General features: G+C 61.1%; 17 protein-coding genes and 5 pseudogenes. 11 read left to right on the top strand and 11 right to left on the bottom strand.

Annotated elements, in window-relative coordinates:
- Positions 1–21 precede the first annotated feature (21 nt).
- The 3 genes from aspS to ADJ70_RS10560 all read left to right on the top strand — a co-directional run bounded on the left by aspS (position 22) and on the right by ADJ70_RS10560 (position 2,640).
- Complete coding sequence (gene aspS / locus ADJ70_RS10570; RefSeq protein ID WP_253273180.1) at positions 22–1,815, top strand: aspartate--tRNA ligase; 1,794 nt, start codon at positions 22–24, stop codon at positions 1,813–1,815.
- A 46-nt stretch (positions 1,816–1,861) separates the two neighbouring features.
- Positions 1,862–2,245, top strand: coding sequence for a fluoride efflux transporter CrcB (crcB, locus tag ADJ70_RS10565; protein ID WP_050341279.1), 384 nt, complete (start codon positions 1,862–1,864; stop codon positions 2,243–2,245).
- 65 nt (positions 2,246–2,310) lie between these two features.
- Positions 2,311–2,640 (top strand): glutaredoxin domain-containing protein, encoded by a 330-nt coding sequence (locus tag ADJ70_RS10560; protein WP_050341278.1) that lies wholly within the window; start codon positions 2,311–2,313, stop codon positions 2,638–2,640.
- Positions 2,641–2,790: 150 nt separating this feature from the next.
- Here ADJ70_RS10560 and ADJ70_RS10555 read toward each other — a convergent pair whose 3' ends face one another.
- Together ADJ70_RS10555 and ADJ70_RS10550 are read right to left on the bottom strand one after the other, a co-directional pair.
- On the bottom strand, positions 2,791–3,093 hold the full coding sequence (locus ADJ70_RS10555; protein WP_157051510.1) for a hypothetical protein: 303 nt from the start codon (positions 3,091–3,093) through the stop codon (positions 2,791–2,793).
- A gap of 103 nt (positions 3,094–3,196) precedes the next feature.
- A complete protein-coding gene (locus ADJ70_RS10550; protein ID WP_050341273.1) occupies positions 3,197–4,003 on the bottom strand; it encodes an Rpn family recombination-promoting nuclease/putative transposase in 807 nt (268 codons plus the stop codon).
- Between the two features lie 624 nt (positions 4,004–4,627).
- Between ADJ70_RS10550 and ADJ70_RS10545 the strand changes: the two genes are divergently transcribed.
- Positions 4,628–5,746, top strand: a complete 1,119-nt coding sequence (locus ADJ70_RS10545) for a serine hydrolase (protein WP_050341271.1) — start codon at positions 4,628–4,630, stop codon at positions 5,744–5,746.
- A 135-nt stretch (positions 5,747–5,881) separates the two neighbouring features.
- On the opposite strand, the gene ADJ70_RS10540 is transcribed toward ADJ70_RS10545, so the two are convergent.
- The 7 genes and pseudogenes from ADJ70_RS10540 to ADJ70_RS10525 all read right to left on the bottom strand — a co-directional run bounded on the left by ADJ70_RS10540 (position 5,882) and on the right by ADJ70_RS10525 (position 11,307).
- Entirely contained in the window at positions 5,882–6,829 is a 948-nt protein-coding gene (locus ADJ70_RS10540) for an NINE protein (RefSeq protein ID WP_050341269.1), read from the bottom strand.
- Between the two features lie 180 nt (positions 6,830–7,009).
- A pseudogene (locus ADJ70_RS15765) lies at positions 7,010–7,075 on the bottom strand (zinc-ribbon domain-containing protein); the annotation flags it as partial.
- 333 nt (positions 7,076–7,408) lie between these two features.
- Positions 7,409–8,626, bottom strand: coding sequence for a PrsW family intramembrane metalloprotease (locus ADJ70_RS10535; protein WP_253273179.1), 1,218 nt, complete (start codon positions 8,624–8,626; stop codon positions 7,409–7,411).
- A gap of 33 nt (positions 8,627–8,659) precedes the next feature.
- Positions 8,660–8,794 (bottom strand): annotated as a pseudogene (locus ADJ70_RS15760) (zinc ribbon domain-containing protein); the annotation flags it as partial.
- An 87-nt stretch (positions 8,795–8,881) separates the two neighbouring features.
- The gene (locus ADJ70_RS10530) at positions 8,882–9,655 is read right to left on the bottom strand and encodes a C-type lectin domain-containing protein (protein ID WP_050341264.1); all 774 of its coding nucleotides are present in this window, start codon (positions 9,653–9,655) and stop codon (positions 8,882–8,884) included.
- 264 nt (positions 9,656–9,919) lie between these two features.
- Positions 9,920–9,979: pseudogene (locus tag ADJ70_RS15755) on the bottom strand (zinc-ribbon domain-containing protein); the annotation flags it as partial.
- Between the two features lie 71 nt (positions 9,980–10,050).
- Positions 10,051–11,307 (bottom strand): glycoside hydrolase family 3 protein, encoded by a 1,257-nt coding sequence (locus ADJ70_RS10525; protein ID WP_050341263.1) that lies wholly within the window; start codon positions 11,305–11,307, stop codon positions 10,051–10,053.
- A gap of 706 nt (positions 11,308–12,013) precedes the next feature.
- Between ADJ70_RS10525 and ADJ70_RS15750 the strand changes: the two are divergent.
- The 5 genes and pseudogenes from ADJ70_RS15750 to ADJ70_RS10510 all read left to right on the top strand — a co-directional run.
- A pseudogene (locus tag ADJ70_RS15750) lies at positions 12,014–12,070 on the top strand (hypothetical protein); the annotation flags it as partial.
- Between the two features lie 249 nt (positions 12,071–12,319).
- Positions 12,320–12,868, top strand: a complete 549-nt coding sequence (locus tag ADJ70_RS15425) for an SPOR domain-containing protein (RefSeq protein WP_050341261.1) — start codon at positions 12,320–12,322, stop codon at positions 12,866–12,868.
- Between the two features lie 302 nt (positions 12,869–13,170).
- Positions 13,171–13,314 (top strand): annotated as a pseudogene (locus ADJ70_RS15745) (hypothetical protein); the annotation flags it as partial.
- Between the two features lie 363 nt (positions 13,315–13,677).
- A complete protein-coding gene (locus ADJ70_RS14220; RefSeq protein WP_253273178.1) occupies positions 13,678–14,535 on the top strand; it encodes a TM2 domain-containing protein in 858 nt (285 codons plus the stop codon).
- Positions 14,536–15,407: 872 nt separating this feature from the next.
- Positions 15,408–16,226, top strand: coding sequence for a phosphatase (locus ADJ70_RS10510; protein WP_050341259.1), 819 nt, complete (start codon positions 15,408–15,410; stop codon positions 16,224–16,226).
- A gap of 150 nt (positions 16,227–16,376) precedes the next feature.
- Here ADJ70_RS10510 and ADJ70_RS10505 read toward each other — a convergent pair whose 3' ends face one another.
- Positions 16,377–17,192 carry an exodeoxyribonuclease III gene (locus ADJ70_RS10505; RefSeq protein WP_253273177.1) on the bottom strand — a complete coding sequence of 272 codons (816 nt, stop codon included), beginning with the start codon at positions 17,190–17,192 and terminating at the stop codon, positions 16,377–16,379.
- A gap of 156 nt (positions 17,193–17,348) precedes the next feature.
- Positions 17,349–18,335, bottom strand: coding sequence for a patatin family protein (locus ADJ70_RS10500; protein ID WP_050341257.1), 987 nt, complete (start codon positions 18,333–18,335; stop codon positions 17,349–17,351).
- Between the two features lie 156 nt (positions 18,336–18,491).
- Here ADJ70_RS10500 and ADJ70_RS10495 point away from each other — a divergent pair, with 156 nt between their 5' ends.
- Together ADJ70_RS10495 and folP are read left to right on the top strand one after the other, a co-directional pair.
- On the top strand, positions 18,492–19,235 hold the full coding sequence (locus tag ADJ70_RS10495; protein ID WP_050341256.1) for an NAD-dependent protein deacylase: 744 nt from the start codon (positions 18,492–18,494) through the stop codon (positions 19,233–19,235).
- 152 nt (positions 19,236–19,387) lie between these two features.
- The gene (folP, locus tag ADJ70_RS10490) at positions 19,388–20,839 is read left to right on the top strand and encodes a dihydropteroate synthase (RefSeq protein WP_050341254.1); all 1,452 of its coding nucleotides are present in this window, start codon (positions 19,388–19,390) and stop codon (positions 20,837–20,839) included.
- Positions 20,840–20,870 lie beyond the last annotated feature (31 nt).

Genomic DNA, 20,870 nt, shown 5'->3' with positions numbered 1-20,870 from the left:
GGCAGGGACGAGAGGATGATCATGGCTTCATATGACACAGATCCCATGCACATGCACAGCATGCATACGCACAGCTGCGGTGAGCTTCGTCGCGAGGACATCGGTCGGGAGGTCACGCTCACCGGATGGGTGTGGCACCGCCGCGATCACGGTGGTCTTATCTTCGTGGACCTGCGCGATCGTGCGGGCCTGACGCAGGTTGCCTTTGACCCCGAGCATTCGGGCGGGGTCGCTTTCCACAGGGCCGAGACCATCCGCTCCGAGTGGCCCATAAAGGTCAGCGGCGTCGTGCGCGAGCGTCCCGAGGGCCAGGACAATGAGAAGCTTGCGACTGGCGAGGTAGAGGTCCTCGTCTCTGACATCGAGGTGCTGAACACGGCAAAGACCCCCGTCTTTCAGATCGAGGACCATGTCGAGGTGGCTGAGGACGTGCGCCTGCGCTATCGCTACCTGGACCTGCGTCGTCCCCAGATGATGTCCGCCCTGCGACTGCGCAGCGACTTCACCTTCGCGATACGCCAGGCGTTTCACCGGCGCGCCTTCATGGAGGTCGAGACGCCCTCGCTCTTCAAGTCGACGCCCGAGGGCGCCCGTGACTTCTTGGTCCCGAGCCGCACGCAGCCGGGGCACTTCTATGCGCTGCCGCAGTCGCCGCAGCTCCTGAAGCAACTCCTTATGGTAGGCGGTGTCGAGCGCTACTACCAGATCGCCCGGTGCTTTCGCGACGAGGACCTGCGCTCGGACCGTCAGCCCGAGTTCACGCAGGTGGACGTCGAGATGAGCTTCGTCACGCAGGATGATGTCATGGGCGTGCTCGAGGAGGCGCTCGCCGACGCCTTCGGTGAGGTAGGGGTCTCTATGGAGCTGCCGCTTCGCCGCGTGTCGTACTGGGACACCATGGACACGTATGGTACCGACAAGCCCGACACGCGCTATGGCATGAGACTCCACGACGTCACGCACATCTTCGAGAGCTCTGCCTTCAAGCTCTTTGCAAGTGCTGCAGCAGACCCTAAGACCTACGTCAAGGCTATCAACGCCAAGGGAGCCGGTAGCTGGCCTCGCGCCCAGTTGGACAAGCTCGCAGGTGTCGCGGCGAGCTTTGGCGCCAAGGGCTTGGCCTACATAGCCTTTCGCGGGGATGGTTCGGTGACGAGCCCCATCGTGAAGTTCTTCTCCGACGCCGAGATGGCGGCGCTGCGCCTCGAGATGGACGTTGAGCCTGGCGATCTCGTGATGTTTGCCGTCGAGTCACGTCGCGTGGCCGATGAGGTCCTTGGTGGCATGCGCTCCCACATGGCCGACGCCCTCGGTATCCCGCGTGAGGGGCATGACTTCCTGTGGGTCGTGGACTTCCCGCTCTTCCACTGGGATGAGGATCGCAAGGCCTACGCGGCCGAGCACCAGCCCTTCACCCAGCCGATAGAGGCAGACATCGAACGCCTTGACAGCGATCCGCTCTCCGTGGGTTCGCATACCTATGACTTTGTGATGGATGGCTTTGAGGCTGGTGGTGGTGGCGTGCGTATCCACGATGCTGACCTGCAGCTGCGTATCCTCAAGAAGCTCGGCTTCAGCGAGGAGCAGGCCACGGAGCAATTTGGTTTTCTGATGGATGCCTTGAGATATGGCGCCCCTCCCATGGGTGGTTTTGCGCTCGGTCTCGATCGCGTGTGCATGTTGCTCGCGGGCTCGGACTCGATTCGCGAGGTCATGGCCTTCCCCAAGACGTCGAGCGGCTCGGACCTCATGAGTGATGCCCCGGCCGAGGTCTCTGGCAGGCAACTCAGGGAGGTTTCGTTGAGGCTGCTGTAGCCAAGACTCACGCTGCCTGTGGTCCACGGCTGATAGGAGGATTTTCATGCTCGGACAGGCGCTGGCTGTGGGGTGCGGCGGCTTTCTTGGCAGTATCGTGCGTTGGGGTATCGGAGAGGTCCTGGGACGGGCTATCCCCGCGCTCCCCGGTGGGACTCTCGTGGCCAACGTCGTGGCCGGATTCGTTATTGGTCTGGTGACGGGATTGGATCTTGCTCGCCCGTTGCCAGGACACGCAAAGCTCTTCTTAGCGACGGGAATCTGCGGGGGGCTTTCGACCTTCTCCACGTTTTCGAACGAGACGTTCCAACTCCTCAGCATGGGTCACGTCTGGACTGCCGCGCTTAATATCGCGGCAAACGTGATATCAAGCCTCGTGGCGGTAGCGGTGGGCTTGGCAATTGCGCGGATGCTTGCGGCGGCTGCGTAGCTGTCCGCCTGCTCGGGTATACAAGGCTCTGACGCAATCGCAACTGATCGGAAGGTGAGGTTGATATGGCCAAAAAGGATCTCCAGCTCTATGTAAAGAATGGTTGTCCCTTCTGCCGTAAGGTTGAGGGCTTCATGAAGCGGTCGGGTATCGAGTTAGCGCTGCACAATATCGACGAGAGCGATGCGGACCGAAGCTACCTCGTCGAGCATGGCGGCAAGCGTCAGGTACCCTGCCTGTTCATCGATGGTAAGGCTATGTACGAGTCCAACGACATCATCGACTACTTGGGGCGTGAGTTTGGCGTCTCGGCCAACGCTACAGATGATGCGGCAGCTCCCGCCAAGGCGTCCGGTGGGGCGTGCTCCCTCGATGGGAGCGGCTGCAGCTTCTAAGGGCGTAGCGCACCTTAGGCAATTAGGCAAGGGCACAATATAGGCCCATCCAGCTTGGTTGGTATCGAGCAGCAGGCCACCCGGTCGCAAGGCGGGTGGCCTGCTTGTGCGCATGGCCGTGACCGTTAGCTTATCTCTTGTTTCGCGGCCTCACCCCTCCGCAGCGAGCGTGCGCCTGATCTCGTCGGCGTCCACCCCCGCTGATGCGGCGGCGTCCTGCACGCTCACGAGCCCGTCGCGCACGAGCCGGCCGAGCGCCTCGAGCCTCCCCTCGGCTTTGCCCTCGGCCCTGCCCGTCTCGATGCCCTCCGCGATGCACTCCGCGCGGATCTCCTCTATGACGCTGCCCATGTCCTTTCGCCCCTCCTCCGTCTCCCTGAGCCTTCTCTTCACCCTGGACGTCTCCGGGAAGCGCCCCTCGTCGTACGCCTCGGCCTCCGTGAGCACCCTCATGAGGGCGGGGGCCACACGGCGCGCTCGTGCGGGCGGGCCCTGCCGAGGCCCCGACAGCCTCCGGCCGCCGGCGGGCGGGGCGCGTCACCCCCTGCGGCCGGCCTCACCCCTCCGCAGCGAGCGTGCGCTTGATCTCGTCGGCGTCCACCCCCGCCGATGCGGCGGCGTCCTGCACGCTCACGAGCCCGTCGCGCACGAGCCGGACGAGCGTCTTGAGCGTCCCCCTGACCTCACCCTCGGCGATGCCCTCGGCCTTGCCCTCCGCGATGCACTCCGCGCGGATCTCCTCTATGACGCTGCCCATGTCCTTTCGCCCCTCCTCCGTCTCCCTGAGCCTTCTCTTCACCCTGGACGTCTCCGGGAAGCGCCCCTCGTCGTACGCCTCGGCCTCCGTGAACACCCTCATGAGGGCGGAGACGTCCGTGCCGTCCCTCGCCAGGGCGTTCACGTACACCTCCGAGAGGCCGTTCTCGAGCGTCCGCCCGCTCTCCCTCACGACCCTGTCCACATGATACAGCGACCTGCCCTCCCCGAGGGGGTCGAACTCGCAGACGAACGCGACGCAGACGTCCGGGACGTCCTTGAAGGGGGTGCCCGGCCTCGTCCTGTCCGCCGTCACGAGCGAGGCGTGGTAGCGCGCCCTCCTCTGGAGGTCGTCCCTGTCGGTGCGCTGCACCTCCACGTCCACGAACCTGCCGCCCGAGAGCTCGCAGAGGGCGTCGAGGACCACGGAGCGGCCGTGGGGGTTCGTGACGGCGGACTGCGGCTCGCACTCCACGACCTCGAGCTTTGGGTCCTGGAGCAGCACCCTCAGGAGCTCCCCGCAGAAGGCCTTGTCCCTCGCCATCACCCGAAACATCAGGTCGTCTATGGGCCTCAGCTCGCCCATGTCTCGCCTCGCCTGCGCCATCCGGCCACCGTCCTTCCGTCCCCCGCCGTGTCTTGCCCTCCATCATAGCACAGAATGGTAAGAAAGGGAACATATGTTTTAATCTCTTGGAGGGATTCCCTTGTTGGTGCGACCCTCTGCTGAGTCTACAGGGAGTCCCCGAGTCATACAGCTGGCACTGATAGCTGGCACTGATGTGACCGATTGCGTACAGCGTCAGGGCTTATAGAGACGATGGGCGAGCGACTGCCCGGGACACTCCTCCACGATGGCGTTAGATCCCGCAAGGGGCTCGTCCGGCACGCAGATACGTCGGGGGCGTAGATCAGGGTGTGTCCTATCGCTTGGCGTGTGCTCACGTCGCGCCAGATGGATTGTCATCTCTTCGGAGCTGCCCCTGCAGATCAGAAGGTGACCCCGCAGATTCTGGAGTACCAATCGACCGGTCCTTTACAAGCCACTTTGTACATCCGGCTTCAATCGGCCTCCATGGTTTGTGCATAAATCGTCTGTCTTCGTTGCCCTCATGGGGATATCTTCTCAGCAAGGTCGATTGTTTGCAGGTAGTATATAGCCGGTACTAGCACCACGCTTACGTATGCACATCCTCTGTCCGTCGACAATCAGAGCTGGTACGGAGAACACATGGTCAAGCCCAACATCCTGCGTACGCTTCTCGAAAACCACAGGCGGCTGCGTCTGTGCGCAGTCATCATGGCAGCCATCGCCATTCTCATGGTAAGTGGAGCAATTATCTGGACGCACGGCTCGCCAAGACCTGTCACCGGCACAACAGGCCAAAACTCTTCGGACGATGGGGGACAAGATGTCCCGGCCTCGTCCCTTCCCGCCGTCATGGACCCACGCGCCGAGGCGCCCGCCGAGGCCACCAACCCCGAGGAGGGCGCCCGGGTATCCGATGCACCTCCCGAGGCCGTAAGGTCCGATGAGCCTGCCGTTCACGACAATCCCACTCCCGCCGATTCCGGCCGGGATAATGCCGTGAGAGCGGCTGTCGAACCACTCGTTAGTCCCTATGGCGATGAGGTTGCCGTAGTCTACACGCCTGTGGACGCCCCTGACGGCGGCTTTGCGATAAACGGCGATGAGCGAATGCGCTCCGCGAGCATGATCAAGACGCTCATCATGGCGACGCTTTTGCAACATGAGGCAGACGGCTCGATCTCGCTCGGTGACAGCTACACCATCAGGGAGAGCGATATCGTCGGTGGCACGGGGTCCGTCCAGTCCATGGGGGCGGGAACGAGGCTGAGCCTTTCCCGCCTGGCAGAGCTTATGATCTCCCAGAGCGATAACGTGGCCACCAACGTGCTCATAGATCGGTTGGGCATGGGCACCGTGAACGACGAGGGCGCTAGGCTGGGCCTCGGTCAGACCGTCCTTGCACGCAAGATGATGGACACGGCGGCGGCCGCCGCCGGGCGTGAGAACTACACGAGCGCAAGTGACCAGGCAAGGATTCTCAGGCTCGTCGCATCAGGCGATCTCGCGAGTCCTGAGGCAAGCCAGGCCGCGCTGGCCTGGCTCAAGGAGCAGGAGGACTCAGAGGGTATCGCTCAGGGTGTTCCCTCGGGCACCGTCGTTGCCCATAAGACCGGCACGCTCGATAGCGTGCGACACGACGGGGCCATCGTATACGGCAAGAGGCCCTATGTGCTCGTGATCATGACGCACGGCATGTCCGACGGCGCGGCAAACTCACTCATGGCGAGGGTGTCGAGGACGGTCTGGGACGCCGCATAAGTGTCCGATGTACCTCCTACGCCTGGCCGGCACCGTCTGCCATAGCGATCGCCCTTTCCGCCCGGGCGATCTACGTAGTTCCGATCTACGTAGAGCTCATGACCGTTTAGCTTGGGGGGTCAGGCAGACCGGTCCCTATCCTCTCACGCAGTCTCGTTGGAACTCCTCGTCACTCTTTGTGAAGTAGATGAGGGCTTCGATAAAGCACACGAATTCTATGATGCCTGGTACGATGAAGGTCCATCCAAGAAGGATATCCAACACGAGTATGAGGATGCCCTCGCCTGTACGGCCAAGGTAAAACTTATGGATGCCAAGAGTGCCAAGGAATATCGCCAGCAGCCCAGCCGCCACCTTGCTCTTTGTGGGGCCTCCTCCAGTGGGCTGTGAGTTTGTGAAGACCTGTACCTGTGTGTAGGATGCCTGCTGCTGCGGGTAGGGCTGTGTGTATGGTGCCTGCTGTTGCGCCTGCTGGGAGTATGATGCCTGCTGCTGCGGGTATGGTAGTTGCGGCTGCGCCTGCTGGGAGTATGATGCCTGCTGCTGCGCCTGCTGCGGGTATGGTAGTTGCGGCTGCGCCTGCTGGGAGTATGATGCCTGCGCCTGTGCCTGCGTCTGAGGGTACGAAGCCTGCGCCTGCGTCTGTGGGTTCCACTGGGTCACGTCTGAGGCTAGGTGACTCTTTTGCCCCGTCGAGTACGGTGCCTGTGACGGTTCCTGTGGGTGCAACTGCGTCTCGAGAGTCTCTGTTTGGGGCTGGGGCGAAGGTGAGCTGTCCGTACCCTCGGGATGCTCGCCATGATCGATTGCCTCCGAGAACAAAGGCTTCTCGTCTTCTTGCTTTGTCTCCGACTCGCCAGTTACCTCGCTATTTGTGGGTGTAGGCTCATTGGGCGTAGGCTCATCGAGTTCCGAGGGCCTTGTGTCGACCAATTCCTCGGGGTCTGTCGATGGCTGTGCCTTCGCGCCCTCATCCCCCTCCGTTGATTCTGGTACGTCGTTAACGGTGATATCCTGGGTATCCACACCCTCGCCGATTGCAGAGTCTGTGCCCGTCTCCTCCTCAGGAACTTGTTCTGCCATAGGGGGAGTGCTCTGGACAGTCGACTCGAGCTCTCTGTATGGCGTTGGAATTGGCTCGGCCACTACAGGCGCGGTGGCCGTTGTGACTGTGGTCATAGATGCTGATACGACACCCATCGTGTCAGACGTGCTTGTTGGTGCCATGGTTGCAGCAGCGGGCTGCACGGCGTGTGCGGGACTACCGCACTTTGGGCAGAAGCGTGCGGAATCTGGAACGGAACCTCCGCAGTGTGAGCAAAATGACATGGTCTTCCTCTCTGTTATAACGTGTGCTGCAAATGGCTGAATGCAGGCATGTGAGATAAAAAGACTTTAAAGTCTCATGAAACAAGCATTAGTTTATATCTGCTGGGTGAGATGTCAATATCGATGGCTTAGCTTTGTCATCGACAGGAGGGCACAACTATACACGGACGTTAGGTACTACTCAATGCCACTTGAGATGGCTTGGCTTTGTCATCGACAGGAGGGCACAACGGGGCCAAAGCCGAATAGTTCTGTCGGCCGAAAAGTCTCCTCTCGCATAAACCACATTCCTCCAAGATTGTTGGTGGGCGCTCAATGCCATCATGGAAGCGATCAAAGGCCAAATCCCGCTGGCGCCCCCACTGGGGCTGCGACATTCCTGTGCCTCATGGCTTCCTCGTTGACCTGCTGGAGGCCCTGCTGCATGAGCACGACGAGCACTATCCACGCGACTGCGATGAGAAGTGCCGTCTTGGGGGTCATATAGAACAGCTCAAGATTATCGAGGATGGGAATGTCCATGTCCCAGACACCGTGGAGCACGATGGTAATGCCAAAGATGCCCAGCAGCTGTGGTTGGGCAAGATACGAGAAGTCGAGTCGCTCGTCCTGCCGAAAGAGCGCTATCGCGCCCCCTTCGATGGCGGCCCAGGCCACGTGGCCACCTATGGTTGTCACACCCCTTAGCAGGGTGATCTGAATTGCGTCGCCCACGCCTGCCATGTAGGCGCTTGCAAGCTCATCGTACGTACTGGATATGAATGTCTCAAGGAAGTTGACGAAAGCATATCCTGCAGACTCAAACATGTCGAAGCCCGCACCGACCGCCGCACCTATGAGGATGCCTCCAAGAATGTATACGCGCTTGTTTCTGCGCATCAGGAATACGATAACAATGGAAATCTTTGCCAGCTCCTCGATGAGGCCGGTGAGGAGTGAGGGTATCACGTCACCCACTCCCGAGCCGGGAAAGAGGGCGTCTATCGGATATGACATGAGTATGGACGCCACGCCCCCAACAAAGAAGATTGCGACCACCTCGACGATGCTGATGTCTCGGGGTGCGTTCGTCTCGAAGAAGAAGATAACTGTCGCGAATGGCACTGCCATGGAGCCAATGAACAGCAGTCCGGGAAGGCTGCTCGGGTCGCTCATCGCATAGCTGAGAATGACGAGACCAAGAAATACGATGCCAAGCACGAGGAGGACCCTCGAGTAGAGCCAGGGATGGGGCCATTCTGTGACGGCCTGGGTGATGCTTGGGGTCGTGCTACGGGTCCCGCACATGAACAGGTCCTCTGCCTCGCCGCGCGCATGGTGCCTCGGTACGGCGTCAAAGAAGTCCCTAAACCTTAGCTCGACGCGACTCGTACCGCCCACCAGCTTGTTGACCTGGTCGGCAATGCCCTGTGCCGCCCACGAGAGGGCGCTTTGCTGCGCCTGTGGGGTGCCTGGTCCCTGCAAGACCGACTGCGCCTGTGGGACGTCCTGCCCCTGCCAGGTACCCTGCCCCTGCCAGGTCCATTGGGCCTGTGGAGTTGGTCCTCCCATTGACGCACCCGCAGCCATGAATCCGCAGGTCGGGCAAAACGCTTGGCCGGGCGGAAGCTCGCCTCCGCATCTCGGACAGCGTGGCCCGCTTCTAGGCTGAGGCGTAAGGGGGACTCCACATCTTGGACAGGAGCTCGTGCCGCTCGCAATCTGAGCTCCGCAGTTCATACAAAACATGGGCGCCTCCTCAGGCTGTCATGTGGGGTGTGACACGTCTCCGGTTGGCGTTGTCATGTGCTGGCCCCCGATCGAATCTTACTCTACGGTCTGCATCACGAAGGCCATAACGCTTGCCTTGTAGAAGGGGTCGAGGTCATAGGGGTCGTCGTACCAGCCATATTGACCATTCACCTTGTAAACGGCCAGGTAGTTCTCTGGGCCGACCTTGTTGGTCTGGTAGTTGGGCTCGCCTGTCGCCCATGCCGTGAAGGAGAATGTCCGGCCATCCACCCACGTGAAATTACCTCCATCTATCTCGCGACGCCCACCAATCCAGTACACTTCGCGGCCGTCTGCCCTCATGGCTGCGAGGACCTGATCCCATTCCTCCTGTGATGTGACCGTCGCGAGGGTCCCACCATGCTGCTCGCAGTATGCCTCTGCATCGGGCCAGGTCATCTGTCCAGGGACGACCGTATAGATCCTTCTGCCCGCAGAGACGACCAGGTCTATCGTTGCACCCCTCTCAGCCTCTCCGCTGATTGCCTGGGTGAGGACAACCCCCTTTGCCGATCCGCTTCCCTCCTTCGTTGTAACTGTGCCGACGTTGAAGCCAGCGCTCCTGAGTGCGGAGCTTGCCTGCTCCTGCGTCATACCGGTGACGTTGGGTACGGCGGCCTTCGTCCCCAGGTCGCTTCTTGGGGAGCTGGTCCCTTCCGCGCCTCCAGAACTCTGGGTACGTGCGGCAGGATCTGCTCGCGTTGGCAGGAATCTCAGAAACGCGGGGTCTCCCAAGACACCAAAGTAGTGCAGGATGACTATCGAGAGTGCGGTCACGGCCATCAGACCAGCGATGGTGAGTCCGGCCACTGCGGCTCCGCTTTTGCGCCGTCTGCGTTTTCCGGGGCTGACGGAGACGGGGTTCGCGTAGGGCTCGAAGCCCTGCGCCGCAAGGCCTCCGGAGGCCTCTCTACGAGGCGCAAACGTCTGGGTTGCCGGCAGGGGAGGCTGGATTGGAGTTGCGGTGGATACCTGGGTGGTACTGGCGGAGGGCTGCGCGCTGAGCGGGGAGGCAATGGTGGTGGCCGCTCCGGTCTCGTTCGCGCTGTCATCCTGAGCGTCTGCCCTGCATCCGCACTGTGTGCAGAATAGCGTGCCATCTTCAAGCTGTGCCCCACAGTTGGTGCAATACATGAAACCACCCCCGTACGTCCGTGCCTAGGCCCCACCTGTGGGTTAGCCCTTGGGGTCCGAGCCATGTCACCCTATGCGGATGCATCCATCAGGCGAAGCTTTGCCTTGATGATCCTTCTCAGGGAATCGTCAATTCTCTCCTCGCCAAGCGTCCCATCTCTTACAGCGGAGAGGACCCCTTCGTATGAGGCTGAGAAGTCAGGCGTCATCAGAAGCATGTCTGCTCCGGCCTCAAGGGCTTTGACGCCAAGCTCTGTGGCATTGTAGCGGTCGCCGATCGCACCCATCTTGAGGGAGTCCGTGATGATAATACCCTCAAATCCTAGTTGGGCACGCAGAATGTCCGTCTGGATAGCCCTCGAGAGCGAGGCGGGTGTGTCGTCGCCAGTCAGCCTAGGGCATGCCAGGTGTCCCACCATCACAAAGGGTACGCCCGCCGCGATGGCACTCCGAAAGGGTAGGAGTTCTTCTGCCTGCAGCTGCTCCATCGTCTTTTGCGTGCTGATGGGCTCTACCTCTGGGTCGCCCTCCGCACTGCCGATCCCTGGGAAGTGCTTTGCGCAGCATAGGATGCCACCCTCAGTGAATCCCCGTACGGCTGCCTCGACCATCTGGGCGACTGCTTGGGCATCCGTGCCAAACGAGCGCCGGGCCATGGTCTGGCTCGATCCATTGACGACGTCGGCAACCGGGGCAAAGTCTAAGTTGAAGCCAAGCTCAACGAGGTACTTCGCCATAGTCTGCGAGACCTCGAAGGCCTGGTGCGTGTCGCCGCTAGCGCCGACATCACGCATGTCACCTACGTTCGGAATGTTGAAGCTACCCTTGCCCCCTATGCGCGAGACGGTGCCACCCTCCTCATCGACCGAGATGAACGGGGGTAGGCCCACGGCGTCCTGAGAGTACTGCCTGATGCTGGAAAGCATCGTGCGAGTCTGGTCGGGACCCCTGAGGTTCTGACCAAAATAGCAGATGCCACCTACTGGATGCTCCGTGAGTGCCCGACGACTCGCGTCTCCTGCTGACACGACGGGGCTTGCGGGAAAGATCGACTCGGGCTCAAGGAAGAAGAGCTGGTTGATCTTCTGCTCGAGCGTCAGGGCAGAGAGGGTAGAATCGATTCGGGTGGTCATAGGGTCGGCGGGTGTGCCCTGCGCAGGGACATCTCCATTCCTTGAGGTGCCATCAGTATTGCTCGCGTCATCCCCCGTAGGCGCGGTGCCCTTTGGAGAGCAGCCAGCGAGCAGGGTGCCCCCCGACGTTGCTAGGATGGCGCCCAGTGCAATGGCCGACCTTCGGGTCACAGGCCACGACATCATAGATCCCATAGATCCTCCCTCCCCACAAGCTTAGAAGCAAAGAAGCGTTAGCCTATGCCCTGCGACATGCCCCTCCAGTATGAGGTGTGACACATGTCATGCGGGTTGACGCAGGCTGTGGTACATGCAGAACAACTTCATTTTACTCCATATCGGGCCAAAATGCGTTTTTCCGTGAGGGCATCGGCGCAGAATGCGCTTTTGCGTGAGGCTGCCTGCGCAGAATGCGCTTTTGCGTGAGGCGGCTCGACGTTTGCCCAGGTAAGGAAAAGCGCATTCTACGGAAAAGCGCATTCTGGCCCCAAGCCCTCACGGAAAGGCGCATTCTGGCTGCAGCCCCTCACGCAAAAGCGCACTCTGCGATTCCCGAGATCGTACAAACTGCGCTTTTTCGTTACGCTACCACTCGGGAGGCGTGGGACAACCGCCCGCCAGGCTGCGGGGCACTATGAAAAGAGGCTCAACTGGGCAAATGCGCTCGAGCAACCGCCCGCCAGGCTGCGGGGCGGGTTGCGCCAAGGTCCGAAGCCTTTGGTTTGGAACCTGATCGTATTCTGCTATAGTGGGTGACCGAGGTGCTTAAGGTGCTTATGCGTGTCGTCGAGCACTGTCTTCTCATTGACAGGGACGTTCTGGGGACGTATCTGCTTGGCGGAAGAAGGCGTGAGTCCAAGGAGCCTGGGGCTTAGGCTCAACGCCGACTCGAGAGCGAGGCATGACCATGGCAACTGGTGAGTTCTGCACAAACTGCGGAGCACAATTGGATCGGGACGCGCAGTTTTGCGTGTCATGCGGACAGTCGAGGCAGGACGATGAAGGCCAGCGGGCTGCCGTGGCCAACGCGACGGTCGTGCAGGAGCCTGTACAAGCATCCGTAGATCCTACGGCATCGACCGACCCCTCTGTGCCCTGTGGCGCCGTCGACCATGCTTTTCCTATCCAGACGGCAAGTCCCGTTTCTGTCCGCACGGGGGCAGAGCGGGCTGAACCTGACCGCACTGGGCGAGGAGGGAGGGGACCTGTGATTGCCGCCACCGTAGCAATCGTCTTCTCTGTGCTCTCCATCTCCCTGTCCCTCCTGTACCTCTTTGTCTGGCCCGCTGCCACCAACCGCATCGCCTCTGTTGGGTGGCAGCAGGAACAGTCTTCGGACGCTGATCTGACGAGCAGTAGCCCATCAGAAAACGCAGGTAGCAAGAGTTCAGGTTCCGCCAGCGACCAAGGTGCAGCGGCAAGCGGTGCACCAAAGAACTCCCCTACCGAAGGCGAGCGAGACCCAGGATACCGTACCGGGTATCACGAGCCGTTTTGGGGCGTATGGACGTTTGCCTCGAAGTCGGCAAGTGAGGCCATGGAGCGTGCCACATCTATGACTGCCAAGGGATTTGACTCGACCGTCGAGTTGACCACCGATTGGTCGAACCTGAATGACGAGGAGTGGTACGTGGTTACGACAGGCATGTGGAGAGATAGGGAAGAGGCAGAGAGCATGGCCTCGTCTTTGCGGTTGGCTGGCTACTCGGATGCGTACGCCAAGTACTCGGGCGAGTATGTGGGAGACAAGAGGTAGGAAATCCGACGCCGCCGCTCCTCCCGATGTGGAGCAGCGCCTTTGGAGCATGGATTTTAAGCTCGTTGCGTGCGGTACCAGATTTTGGCAGGCGATGCCGTACGCCCACTCGATTTAGCATGTCACATCAGAGATAGGAAAACGCCAACCCCATCGCTCCGCGTCATGAGCTGCTGAGCCGATTTCGAGGGACTCGACTGTGCCCACTGGATTGGCGCGTTCTGGACGTACTTTCACAGGCGCCATTCCCATATGACCTCAATCTGCATAATAGCCGTCGGCCAGCGTTGCTCTCTGCTACTATGCCACACATAGTGTCACCCGTTAGTTCCTTGAGTCCTTTCGGTATTCGTGCCCGCCCCTACGTTGACCGTAGGCACGGCTGGAAAGATCGGAGGAGAACCATGTTTTGTACGCGCTGCGGAAACTCCCTCCCAGCCAACGCCCGATTTTGCTCTAGGTGTGGCAACCCCGTCTTTGGCGTGCAGCCTGTGGTGCCGGTAGCACCAACCACCGCGCTGGCGACCCAATCAACAACATCTTACCACCCAAGACAGAGCACGATATCAGACACGTACCCTACTGTGCCCGTTGCAGCTTCAGATGTCGCGCAGGTTGCGACAACGCTCGCCCAGGTCGATGTGTCCGCTACGGCAACAGTCCCCGTAGCGGAAGTAAGCGCAGCTGTGCCCTCCCTTGTAGAGGGTGCGGTATCAGAGACAGTGGGAGAAAGAGCCGCTCGTGACAAGCCCGTCTCAGCATCGGGGCCGGCTCCTACGTACATACCTGTTGCGAAGGACCGTGAGGCTATGCCGACGGTCACAGACGACAGCTTTCCCGCCGAAGGCGCGGCACTTCCTGCGGCACCTCGCGAGCCACCAACCATGAAAACCGTTGTTGCTAACGACCCTGACCAGACCGTCACAGGTGTGGTTTACACAGAGACACGGACTGCTGGCGAGGTCGAAAGGGGGATCGTAGAGGAAGCGTCCAAGGGCGAGGAGGAGACTGCGGTTTCTCAGTCTGATGGGCTCGGTGCGAAGAATGCGCTCGAAGATGCGAACACGAACAAAGAGACGGGGTCATATACTGCCCTTGCGAAAGCGATACCGGAGGATAGGGCACGAGGGGCGCGGCGTCTTACCGATGACGAGCTTGCGAGGCTAAGCATAGAAGTTACAGAGCTGCGTAAATCCATGAAGAAGATACAGCAGCTTCTTCTGTCTTCGGGCGCAATTACACCCGCACAGTACTGTAGGGCTATGTATGGGTCTCCCTCGCCACATGGATCTCCCTTGTCACCTAGCGCAGCAGATCAAAGTTTCCCGCAAGTATCCGTCTCTGCGCAGGCATCGTATGATCAGACGCAAGTACTCACAGTGCCAAGTACGCAGACAGCAAGCGTCCGCAGAACGGATTCCGAGAAGGGCAGGTTGGCAGCGGGTCTGTTGGCGATATTTCTCGGCGGGCTTGGCGTCCACAAGTTCTACCTGGGTTACACGGGTGCTGGCGTCGCCATGCTTCTGATATCCATCTTTGGGGCGGTCATCCTGATAGGTCCAATCCTTATGGGTCTCTGTGGGCTGATCGAGGGTATCATCTACCTCACGAAGAGCGACGAGGACTTTCAGCGTACCTACGTGTGGGGGGATAAACCCTGGTTCTAAGAGGCTCTTCGGGGGTTTGTGTGGGTTGATGCCTCGGCGAAGATGCCAACCTAGCGGCGACGCCGCTCGCTCAGAGCCTGTCTTCCCGACCAAGCAAGAGGGGCCAGCGAGGAGGCGCCGCCGGCACGCCATGGCGGTCGAGGCGCTCGTGCCACCTGGCGCAGCTCGCGTCGCGATTCGTATCGCGACTCGCGTCGCAACAGTGTACACAAATGCCCCAAAACGGCGCCGAGAGGCCATTTTCGGCGATCTGTGTACACTATTGCGTCCCCCTGCGTCACCACGGGGCACCTCGCGAGACGCAACAGTGTACACAAATGCCCCAAAACGGCACCGAGAGGTCATTTTAGCCAATCTGTGTACACTATTGCGTCCCCACGTCTGTCCACAACAGCGCAACAGCCCAACAGTGTACACAAACGCCCCAATCCGGTGCGGAGAGGCCCGATCCTTCCATTTGTGTACACTATTGTGATCCCAAGGCCACCCACAACCCAAGCCCACGGCGCAACAGTGTACACAAATGCCCCGAAACGGCACCGAGGGACCATTTTTGCCGATCTGTGTACACTCCTGCGCCCCACCAGGGCGGTGACGCCCACGCCGCCAGGGCGATGACGCAACTACCCACCCACACGGACTCACGAAGCCTCTTCTAAGACGTAGCCCCTAGCGATTACTCCACGCTCCCTTGCTGTCGGGTCAGACCGTTGGCGTCGGGTCAGTCTGACTCAGGTACGGGGGCCAGGAACGACCGTCGGTCTGTTGGACATCTCGAACGTCTCTGCTGCTGTATCGTAGGAGGTATCGGTGAGGCACAAGAACAGGGTGCCTCGCCCCGATGCCGTGCGCTATAGCCGAGGGGGACGTTCATGCTTCACATACGCTGCGACACACATACGCATACGATCTACTCGCGTCATGCCTACTCCACTGTCGAGGAGAACGTCCGGGCTGCCGCCGAGCTCGGCATAGGGCTCCTTGGCTCCACCGACCACTACTCGTCGATGTTGTTTCCTGAGGTCGAAGACACGAGGCGGGCGCATGTGCATGATCTGCGCGACCATCAGTACTTCATCAACTACCACTGTTGGCCACGCGAGTGGTGTGGCGTACGCCTGCTACATGGCTGTGAGGCGGACATCGTGGACCTCGAGGGTCACCTCTTTGGCTGGGACGTTGCGGTCGATCGGGAGATAAACGGCACGCTCCTTCCTGAGTCCACCACGCTCAAGGAACGCGTGTTCAAAGACTGTGACTACGTGATCGCCTCGGTTCACAACGATGACTTCACCAAGGGCGCGACGCTCGCGAAGACCACCGAGATGTACCTACGGGCGCTCGAGGACCCAAAGGTTCTCATCCTGGGCCATCTGGGACGATCGGGAGTTCCCTTTGACGTTGACGCCGTGCTCATGTCTGCTAGGGAGCGTGGCAAGATGGTCGAGATAAACGAGGCCACCCTTGCCAACCATACCGAGGCTGCGGCCTCGTGTCGTGCGATCGCGAGTCGGGCGGCCGAGCTTGGCTGCATGGTCTCGACGGGCTCCGATGCCCACATCAGCTACGACGTTGGTCGTCTTGGGCGGGTGCGCGGCCTGCTTGAGGACCTGCACTTTCCGCAGGAGCTCATCGCAACAACGGACGCGGACAGCTTCCTTGAGGCGCTACGTCGCGCTGTCGTGCCGTGAGTCGCGCGTGAGCGTGCCCGCATACCCCTGCCTTCGTTGCGCCGCCCCACGCCCTGAGGAGCACGAACGGTCGCGTCAAGCACCCGCCCCACGCCCTGAGGAGCACAAACGGTCGCGTGCGAGTGCCCGCCCCACGCCCGCCCCACGGCCCTACAGCCTGATGCGTAGCTCCACGGGACAGTGGTCGCTGCCGTAGACATCATCGAGTATGGATGCCCCCGTAATGCGACCAGCCGCGTCGTCGCTCACAAGGAAGTAGTCGATGCGCCAACCCACGTTTCTCTCGCGGGCGCGCATGCGGTAGCTCCACCAGCTGTAGGCATCCGCTCGATCGGGATAGAGCTTACGGAAGCTGTCCGTGAAGCCAGCGTCCAGAAGGCGCGTGAAGCCCTCGCGCTCCTGATCCGAGAAACCAGCGTTCTGGTGGTTGGTGTCGGGGTTCTTGAGGTCTATCTCCTCGTGTGCGACGTTGAAGTCCCCACAGCTCACGACCGGCTTCTCTTTGGCGAGTCCGGCCAGGAAGCTACGGTAGCGCTCGTCCCACAGCATGCGCTCGTCGAGGCGGGCCAGACCGTTCTTCGAGTTAGGCGTGTAGACATTCACGAACCAGTAGCCTGTGAACTCCAAGGCGCAGACGCGACCCTCGTCCTCTGCCACGGGAGATCCTATCTGGCGCACCACCTGCAGGGGCTCCTCCCTGCTGAAGACCGCCGTGCCTGAGTAGCCCTTGCGCTTGGCGAAGCTCCAGGTCTGCACGTAGCCCGGGATGTCAAGGTCCACCTGCCCCTCCTGGAGCTTGGTCTCCTGGATGGCGAAGACGTCTGCCGAGCAGGAGTTAAAGACCTCGGCAAAGCTTGGCTCCTTTTTGAGTACGGCGCGCAGGCCGTTTACGTTCCACGATACGAGCGTGAGCTCGCTCGCGTCGGTGTCTGAGTCGGTCGTGGGGGTACTGGGCGTATCACTCACAATGTCTCCTTCTGCTGGGAAGTTGTGTCTGGTTGACAGGGACGGTCTGGGTGCGCCTGACTTTCTTGCGGCAACCCCGGGCCTCATGCCCTACCGTCTGAGGTCAGGGAGGGTCCTCCATCCCTTTGCGTGTGTGGTCTCTCGCACAGGCCATGCCTACGGCTCGATGACGATGTACCCGTCATCACCATCCGCCTCGCGGATCTGGGCCTGAATCGCGGAGGGATCGGGATGCGGTCCCGCGTCGGCGGACCCAAAGAGAAACTCGCGCCATATCGGCAGGTCGCGCATGCCTTGCGCGTGACCCCGGTCGTAGGCCTCGGTCAGCCTTGCCGTGCTCAGCGTGTCGCTCTCGACGGGCATGGCGTCGGGATAGACGATGAGGCAGCGCCCCTCTCGTGCGAGCCGCTCCATGCGGGCGAGTTCCTCGTTGTAGCGCTCCCAGCGGGTGAGCATGGCGTTGCGTAGATAGGGGTAGTCGCGTGAGACGAGGTTCTGCATGCGCAGCTCGCGCTTGGTGGGGGGTTGCTTGCGATAGCCCTTGGGACGCGTTGCCACAAAGAAGAAACGTCGGTAGCCCGCCTCCTCAGCCAGTCTGACAGGGATGCCGGCCCCCTTGCCCAAACCACCGTCCAGCAGCACCCTGCCGTTTACGGGAAGCGGCTTCATGGCGCCCGGCAGGGTGGAGCTTGCGCGCACGAGGTTGATCATGGTCATGACATCCGGCATGTCCTCTTTGCCAAACGTTACGGTTCTGCCGGTGTCACGCTCGAACGTCTGAATGCGAATCTGAGCGGGGTTTGCGCAAAACGTCTCCCAGTCAAAGGGCAGAAAGCCGTCCTCGACGCAACCCGCATAGAGGTAATCGGCGTTGAAGAGGCCCGTGCCCTGGACGATCGACCGTATGCCGCCAATCTGTACGCCCGCTGGCTTCCTGGCGAGAAACGCCGCGCGTGTTCGATGCAGGTCGCGTGAGGTGTAATCGACGGTGTGGCTTGCCCCCGCAGAGAGACCGCACACGAAGCCGAAGTGGAACTGTTGCTCGAGGAGGACGCGGGCAAACCCTGCCGTATAGGCACCGCGATAGCCGCCACCCTCGAAGACGAGGGCGCAGTCCGATATGTTGGTGTCGAGTGCTGTCATGGGATAAGGCCTCTTTTCCTCGGTCTTGTTGTCTACAGTTTCCCCAATTTCCTCGACGAGGGGGCTGCCGTCTGCGCAAAACCGTCGAATGCCCGCGACGCGCTCGCACGAGGCGCGGTAGGATACTGGAAGTGAAGGCTATGACGGGAGGCAGGTATGGCACAGACGATCACCAACGCGGCCGAGGCGGCAAAGCAGCTCAAAGAGAGGGTCGAGCGGGCGAAAGACGTGGTTTTCTTTGGTGGTGCGGGTGTCTCGACGGCAAGCGGCATACCCGACTTCAGGAGTCCCTCCGGCCTCTACAACCAGCACTTCTCGACTAGCTACTCGCCCGAGGAGCTGCTGAGTCACCACTTCTACCTGCAACACCCCGAGGAGTTCTTCGACTTCTACCGCAAGATGATGTGCGCGCCCGAGGCCCGCCCCAACCAGGCGCACAAGAAGCTCGCTCAGCTCGAGGCTGAGGGCAAGCTGAGCGCCGTCATCACGCAAAACATCGATGGCCTGCACCAGGCGGCGGGCTCCAAGCACGTGATAGAGCTGCATGGCTCAACACACCGCAACGTCTGCCAGAGCTGCGGTACCGTCTACTCGCAGGAATGGGTGCTGTCAACCGAGGGTGTGCCTGTCTGCGAGAGTTGTGGCGGTCGCGTGAAGCCCGACGTGGTGCTCTATGAGGAGGCGCTCGACGAGAGGGACATCGTGGCTGCAGTGGACGCCATCTCGCACTGTGACATGCTAATCATCGGCGGGACGTCGCTCGTCGTGTATCCGGCCGCAGGGCTCGTGCAGTACTTCTCTGGGGATGACCTCGTGATATGCAACATGGGGGGAACCCCGCAGGATGGTCGGGCAGACCTCGTGTGCGACTGTGACATCGCAGGGGCGTTCGATTGGTAGTGACGGGCATGCGCGCGTGGCTCGCGTCGAATGGGCGTGAGGTGGTCCGGGGCATCGTGATTTTGCGATAGGGGTGTAAGAGGCTACAATCAGTGAGACAATTGTGCTGTTGTGCACGGTGCGCGGCATCCTTGCCCCGGGAGGTTCGACCCATGCTTCGAGAGGATTACTCAATCTGGTGCTGTGGCAGACATGAGCTGTCACTGACGCGTCCGCGCGTCATGGGCATCCTTAACGTCACGCCAGATTCCTTCTCGGATGGTGGGGAGAACCTCGATCCGCAGGCGGCCATTGCCCGGGCGCTCCAGATGCTCGATGAGGGCGCCGATATCATCGACGTGGGCGGTGAGTCAACGCGTCCGGGTCATACGCCCGTAGATCCCGAGGAGGAGGGCAATCGCGTCATTCCCGTCATTCGCGGTATCCTCGCGGAGGCTCCCACGGCGATCGTGTCCATTGACACCCGTCATGCCGCCATCGCCAAGATTGCGGTGCGTCTTGGTGTCTCCATCATCAACGACGTCTCGGGCTTTAGTGATCCTGCAATGGCGCGCGTGGCGGCCGAGTCGAACTGCGGTTGTATCATCATGCATTGGAGCAAGATCAGGGGCGTGAGTACCCGTCGTTCCGTGACGCTCGACTCCCCGCGCCTCCGTTCGCGTCGCCCGGTACAGCCGCGCACGGTACCCACCAGCACGCGCCGCTTCACCCTGCCCGAGGAGGCCCCTCTCATGCGTGAGGTCATGGGCTTTCTGGGCGACCAGGCCCGCACGCTCATGCGTGCCGGCGTGAGTCACGATCGCATCTGTATAGACCCCGGTCCTGGCTTTGACAAGTCTGCCGATGAGGACATCGTCATCGAGCGAGCCACGAGAAAGCTCGTCTCCATGGGCTATCCGGTCATCACTGCCCTCTCGCGCAAGCGCTCGGTCGGTGCGGTGTCGGGCATCCGGGAGGCACGGGAGCGGGATGCGGCCAGCGTCGGCATGTGCCTCTCTGCCATAGAGGACGGCTCGCGTATCGTGCGTGTGCATGACGTTGCGGCGACGGTGCAGGCCATCAATGGCTACTGGTCCGTCGCCAAGGCTGATGCGCGTCAGGCCTTCGTGTCACTTGGGTCGAACGTTGGTGACCGCGTGGGTAACCTTACCCATGCGGTCAAGCTCATCAACAAGATTCCGCTTACCCGGGTTGTTCTGGTGAGCCGTGCGTACGAGACCGAGCCGGCCTACAACATCGCGACGCCGGTTGCCAACGCCGTGGCGGAGATTCGCACGGAGCTCCATCCGCTCGTGCTGCTCGATGCCCTGCTTGGCGTGGAGGATGAGCTCAAGCGTGTGCGCGATCCCAAGCTCGCCGGTCACGGGCCTCGCACCATTGACTGTGACCTCGTCTTCGTCGAGGGGGAGCAGCATGCGGGCAAGAGGCTCACGCTGCCCCATCCGCATCTGGGCGAGAGGGACTACGTTCTCGTCCCGATGGAGGATCTCCTGCATGATCCGGTGCGCTTCCTGATGCATGCGGGCGTTCCCGTCTATGCTCCAGAGGAGCGTGTGGGCCATGTGGTCTCCGAGCTGGGTGAGCTCGATTGGCGGGAGGAGTAGCGAGGGTCGCGATGGGTGCGGTGGCGGCGGT

The sequence above is a fragment of the Olsenella sp. oral taxon 807 genome (assembly GCF_001189515.2).
Classification (GTDB): Bacteria; Actinomycetota; Coriobacteriia; order Coriobacteriales; family Atopobiaceae; genus Olsenella_F.
The sequence above is the reverse complement of the archived record's forward strand: the minus strand, read 5'-3'. Positions and strand labels throughout refer to the sequence as shown.

What these genes read in the sequence shown, in the direction of transcription:
- ADJ70_RS10555 (WP_157051510.1), bottom strand. Translation starts at nt 3,093, where the DNA reads ATGAGGGTGCTCACGGAGGCCGAGGCGTACGACGAGGGGCGCTTCCCG.
- ADJ70_RS10510 (WP_050341259.1), top strand. Translation starts at nt 15,408, where the DNA reads ATGCTTCACATACGCTGCGACACACATACGCATACGATCTACTCGCGT.
- ADJ70_RS10560 (WP_050341278.1), top strand. Translation starts at nt 2,311, where the DNA reads ATGGCCAAAAAGGATCTCCAGCTCTATGTAAAGAATGGTTGTCCCTTC.
- crcB (WP_050341279.1), top strand. Translation starts at nt 1,862, where the DNA reads ATGCTCGGACAGGCGCTGGCTGTGGGGTGCGGCGGCTTTCTTGGCAGT.
- ADJ70_RS10495 (WP_050341256.1), top strand. Translation starts at nt 18,492, where the DNA reads ATGGCACAGACGATCACCAACGCGGCCGAGGCGGCAAAGCAGCTCAAA.
- folP (WP_050341254.1), top strand. Translation starts at nt 19,388, where the DNA reads ATGCTTCGAGAGGATTACTCAATCTGGTGCTGTGGCAGACATGAGCTG.
- aspS (WP_253273180.1), top strand. Translation starts at nt 22, where the DNA reads ATGGCTTCATATGACACAGATCCCATGCACATGCACAGCATGCATACG.
- ADJ70_RS10550 (WP_050341273.1), bottom strand. Translation starts at nt 4,003, where the DNA reads ATGGCGCAGGCGAGGCGAGACATGGGCGAGCTGAGGCCCATAGACGAC.
- ADJ70_RS10525 (WP_050341263.1), bottom strand. Translation starts at nt 11,307, where the DNA reads ATGGGATCTATGATGTCGTGGCCTGTGACCCGAAGGTCGGCCATTGCA.
- ADJ70_RS14220 (WP_253273178.1), top strand. Translation starts at nt 13,678, where the DNA reads ATGCCGACGGTCACAGACGACAGCTTTCCCGCCGAAGGCGCGGCACTT.
- ADJ70_RS10535 (WP_253273179.1), bottom strand. Translation starts at nt 8,626, where the DNA reads ATGGGAGGACCAACTCCACAGGCCCAATGGACCTGGCAGGGGCAGGGT.
- ADJ70_RS10540 (WP_050341269.1), bottom strand. Translation starts at nt 6,829, where the DNA reads ATGGCAGAACAAGTTCCTGAGGAGGAGACGGGCACAGACTCTGCAATC.
- ADJ70_RS10545 (WP_050341271.1), top strand. Translation starts at nt 4,628, where the DNA reads ATGGTCAAGCCCAACATCCTGCGTACGCTTCTCGAAAACCACAGGCGG.
- ADJ70_RS10500 (WP_050341257.1), bottom strand. Translation starts at nt 18,335, where the DNA reads ATGACAGCACTCGACACCAACATATCGGACTGCGCCCTCGTCTTCGAG.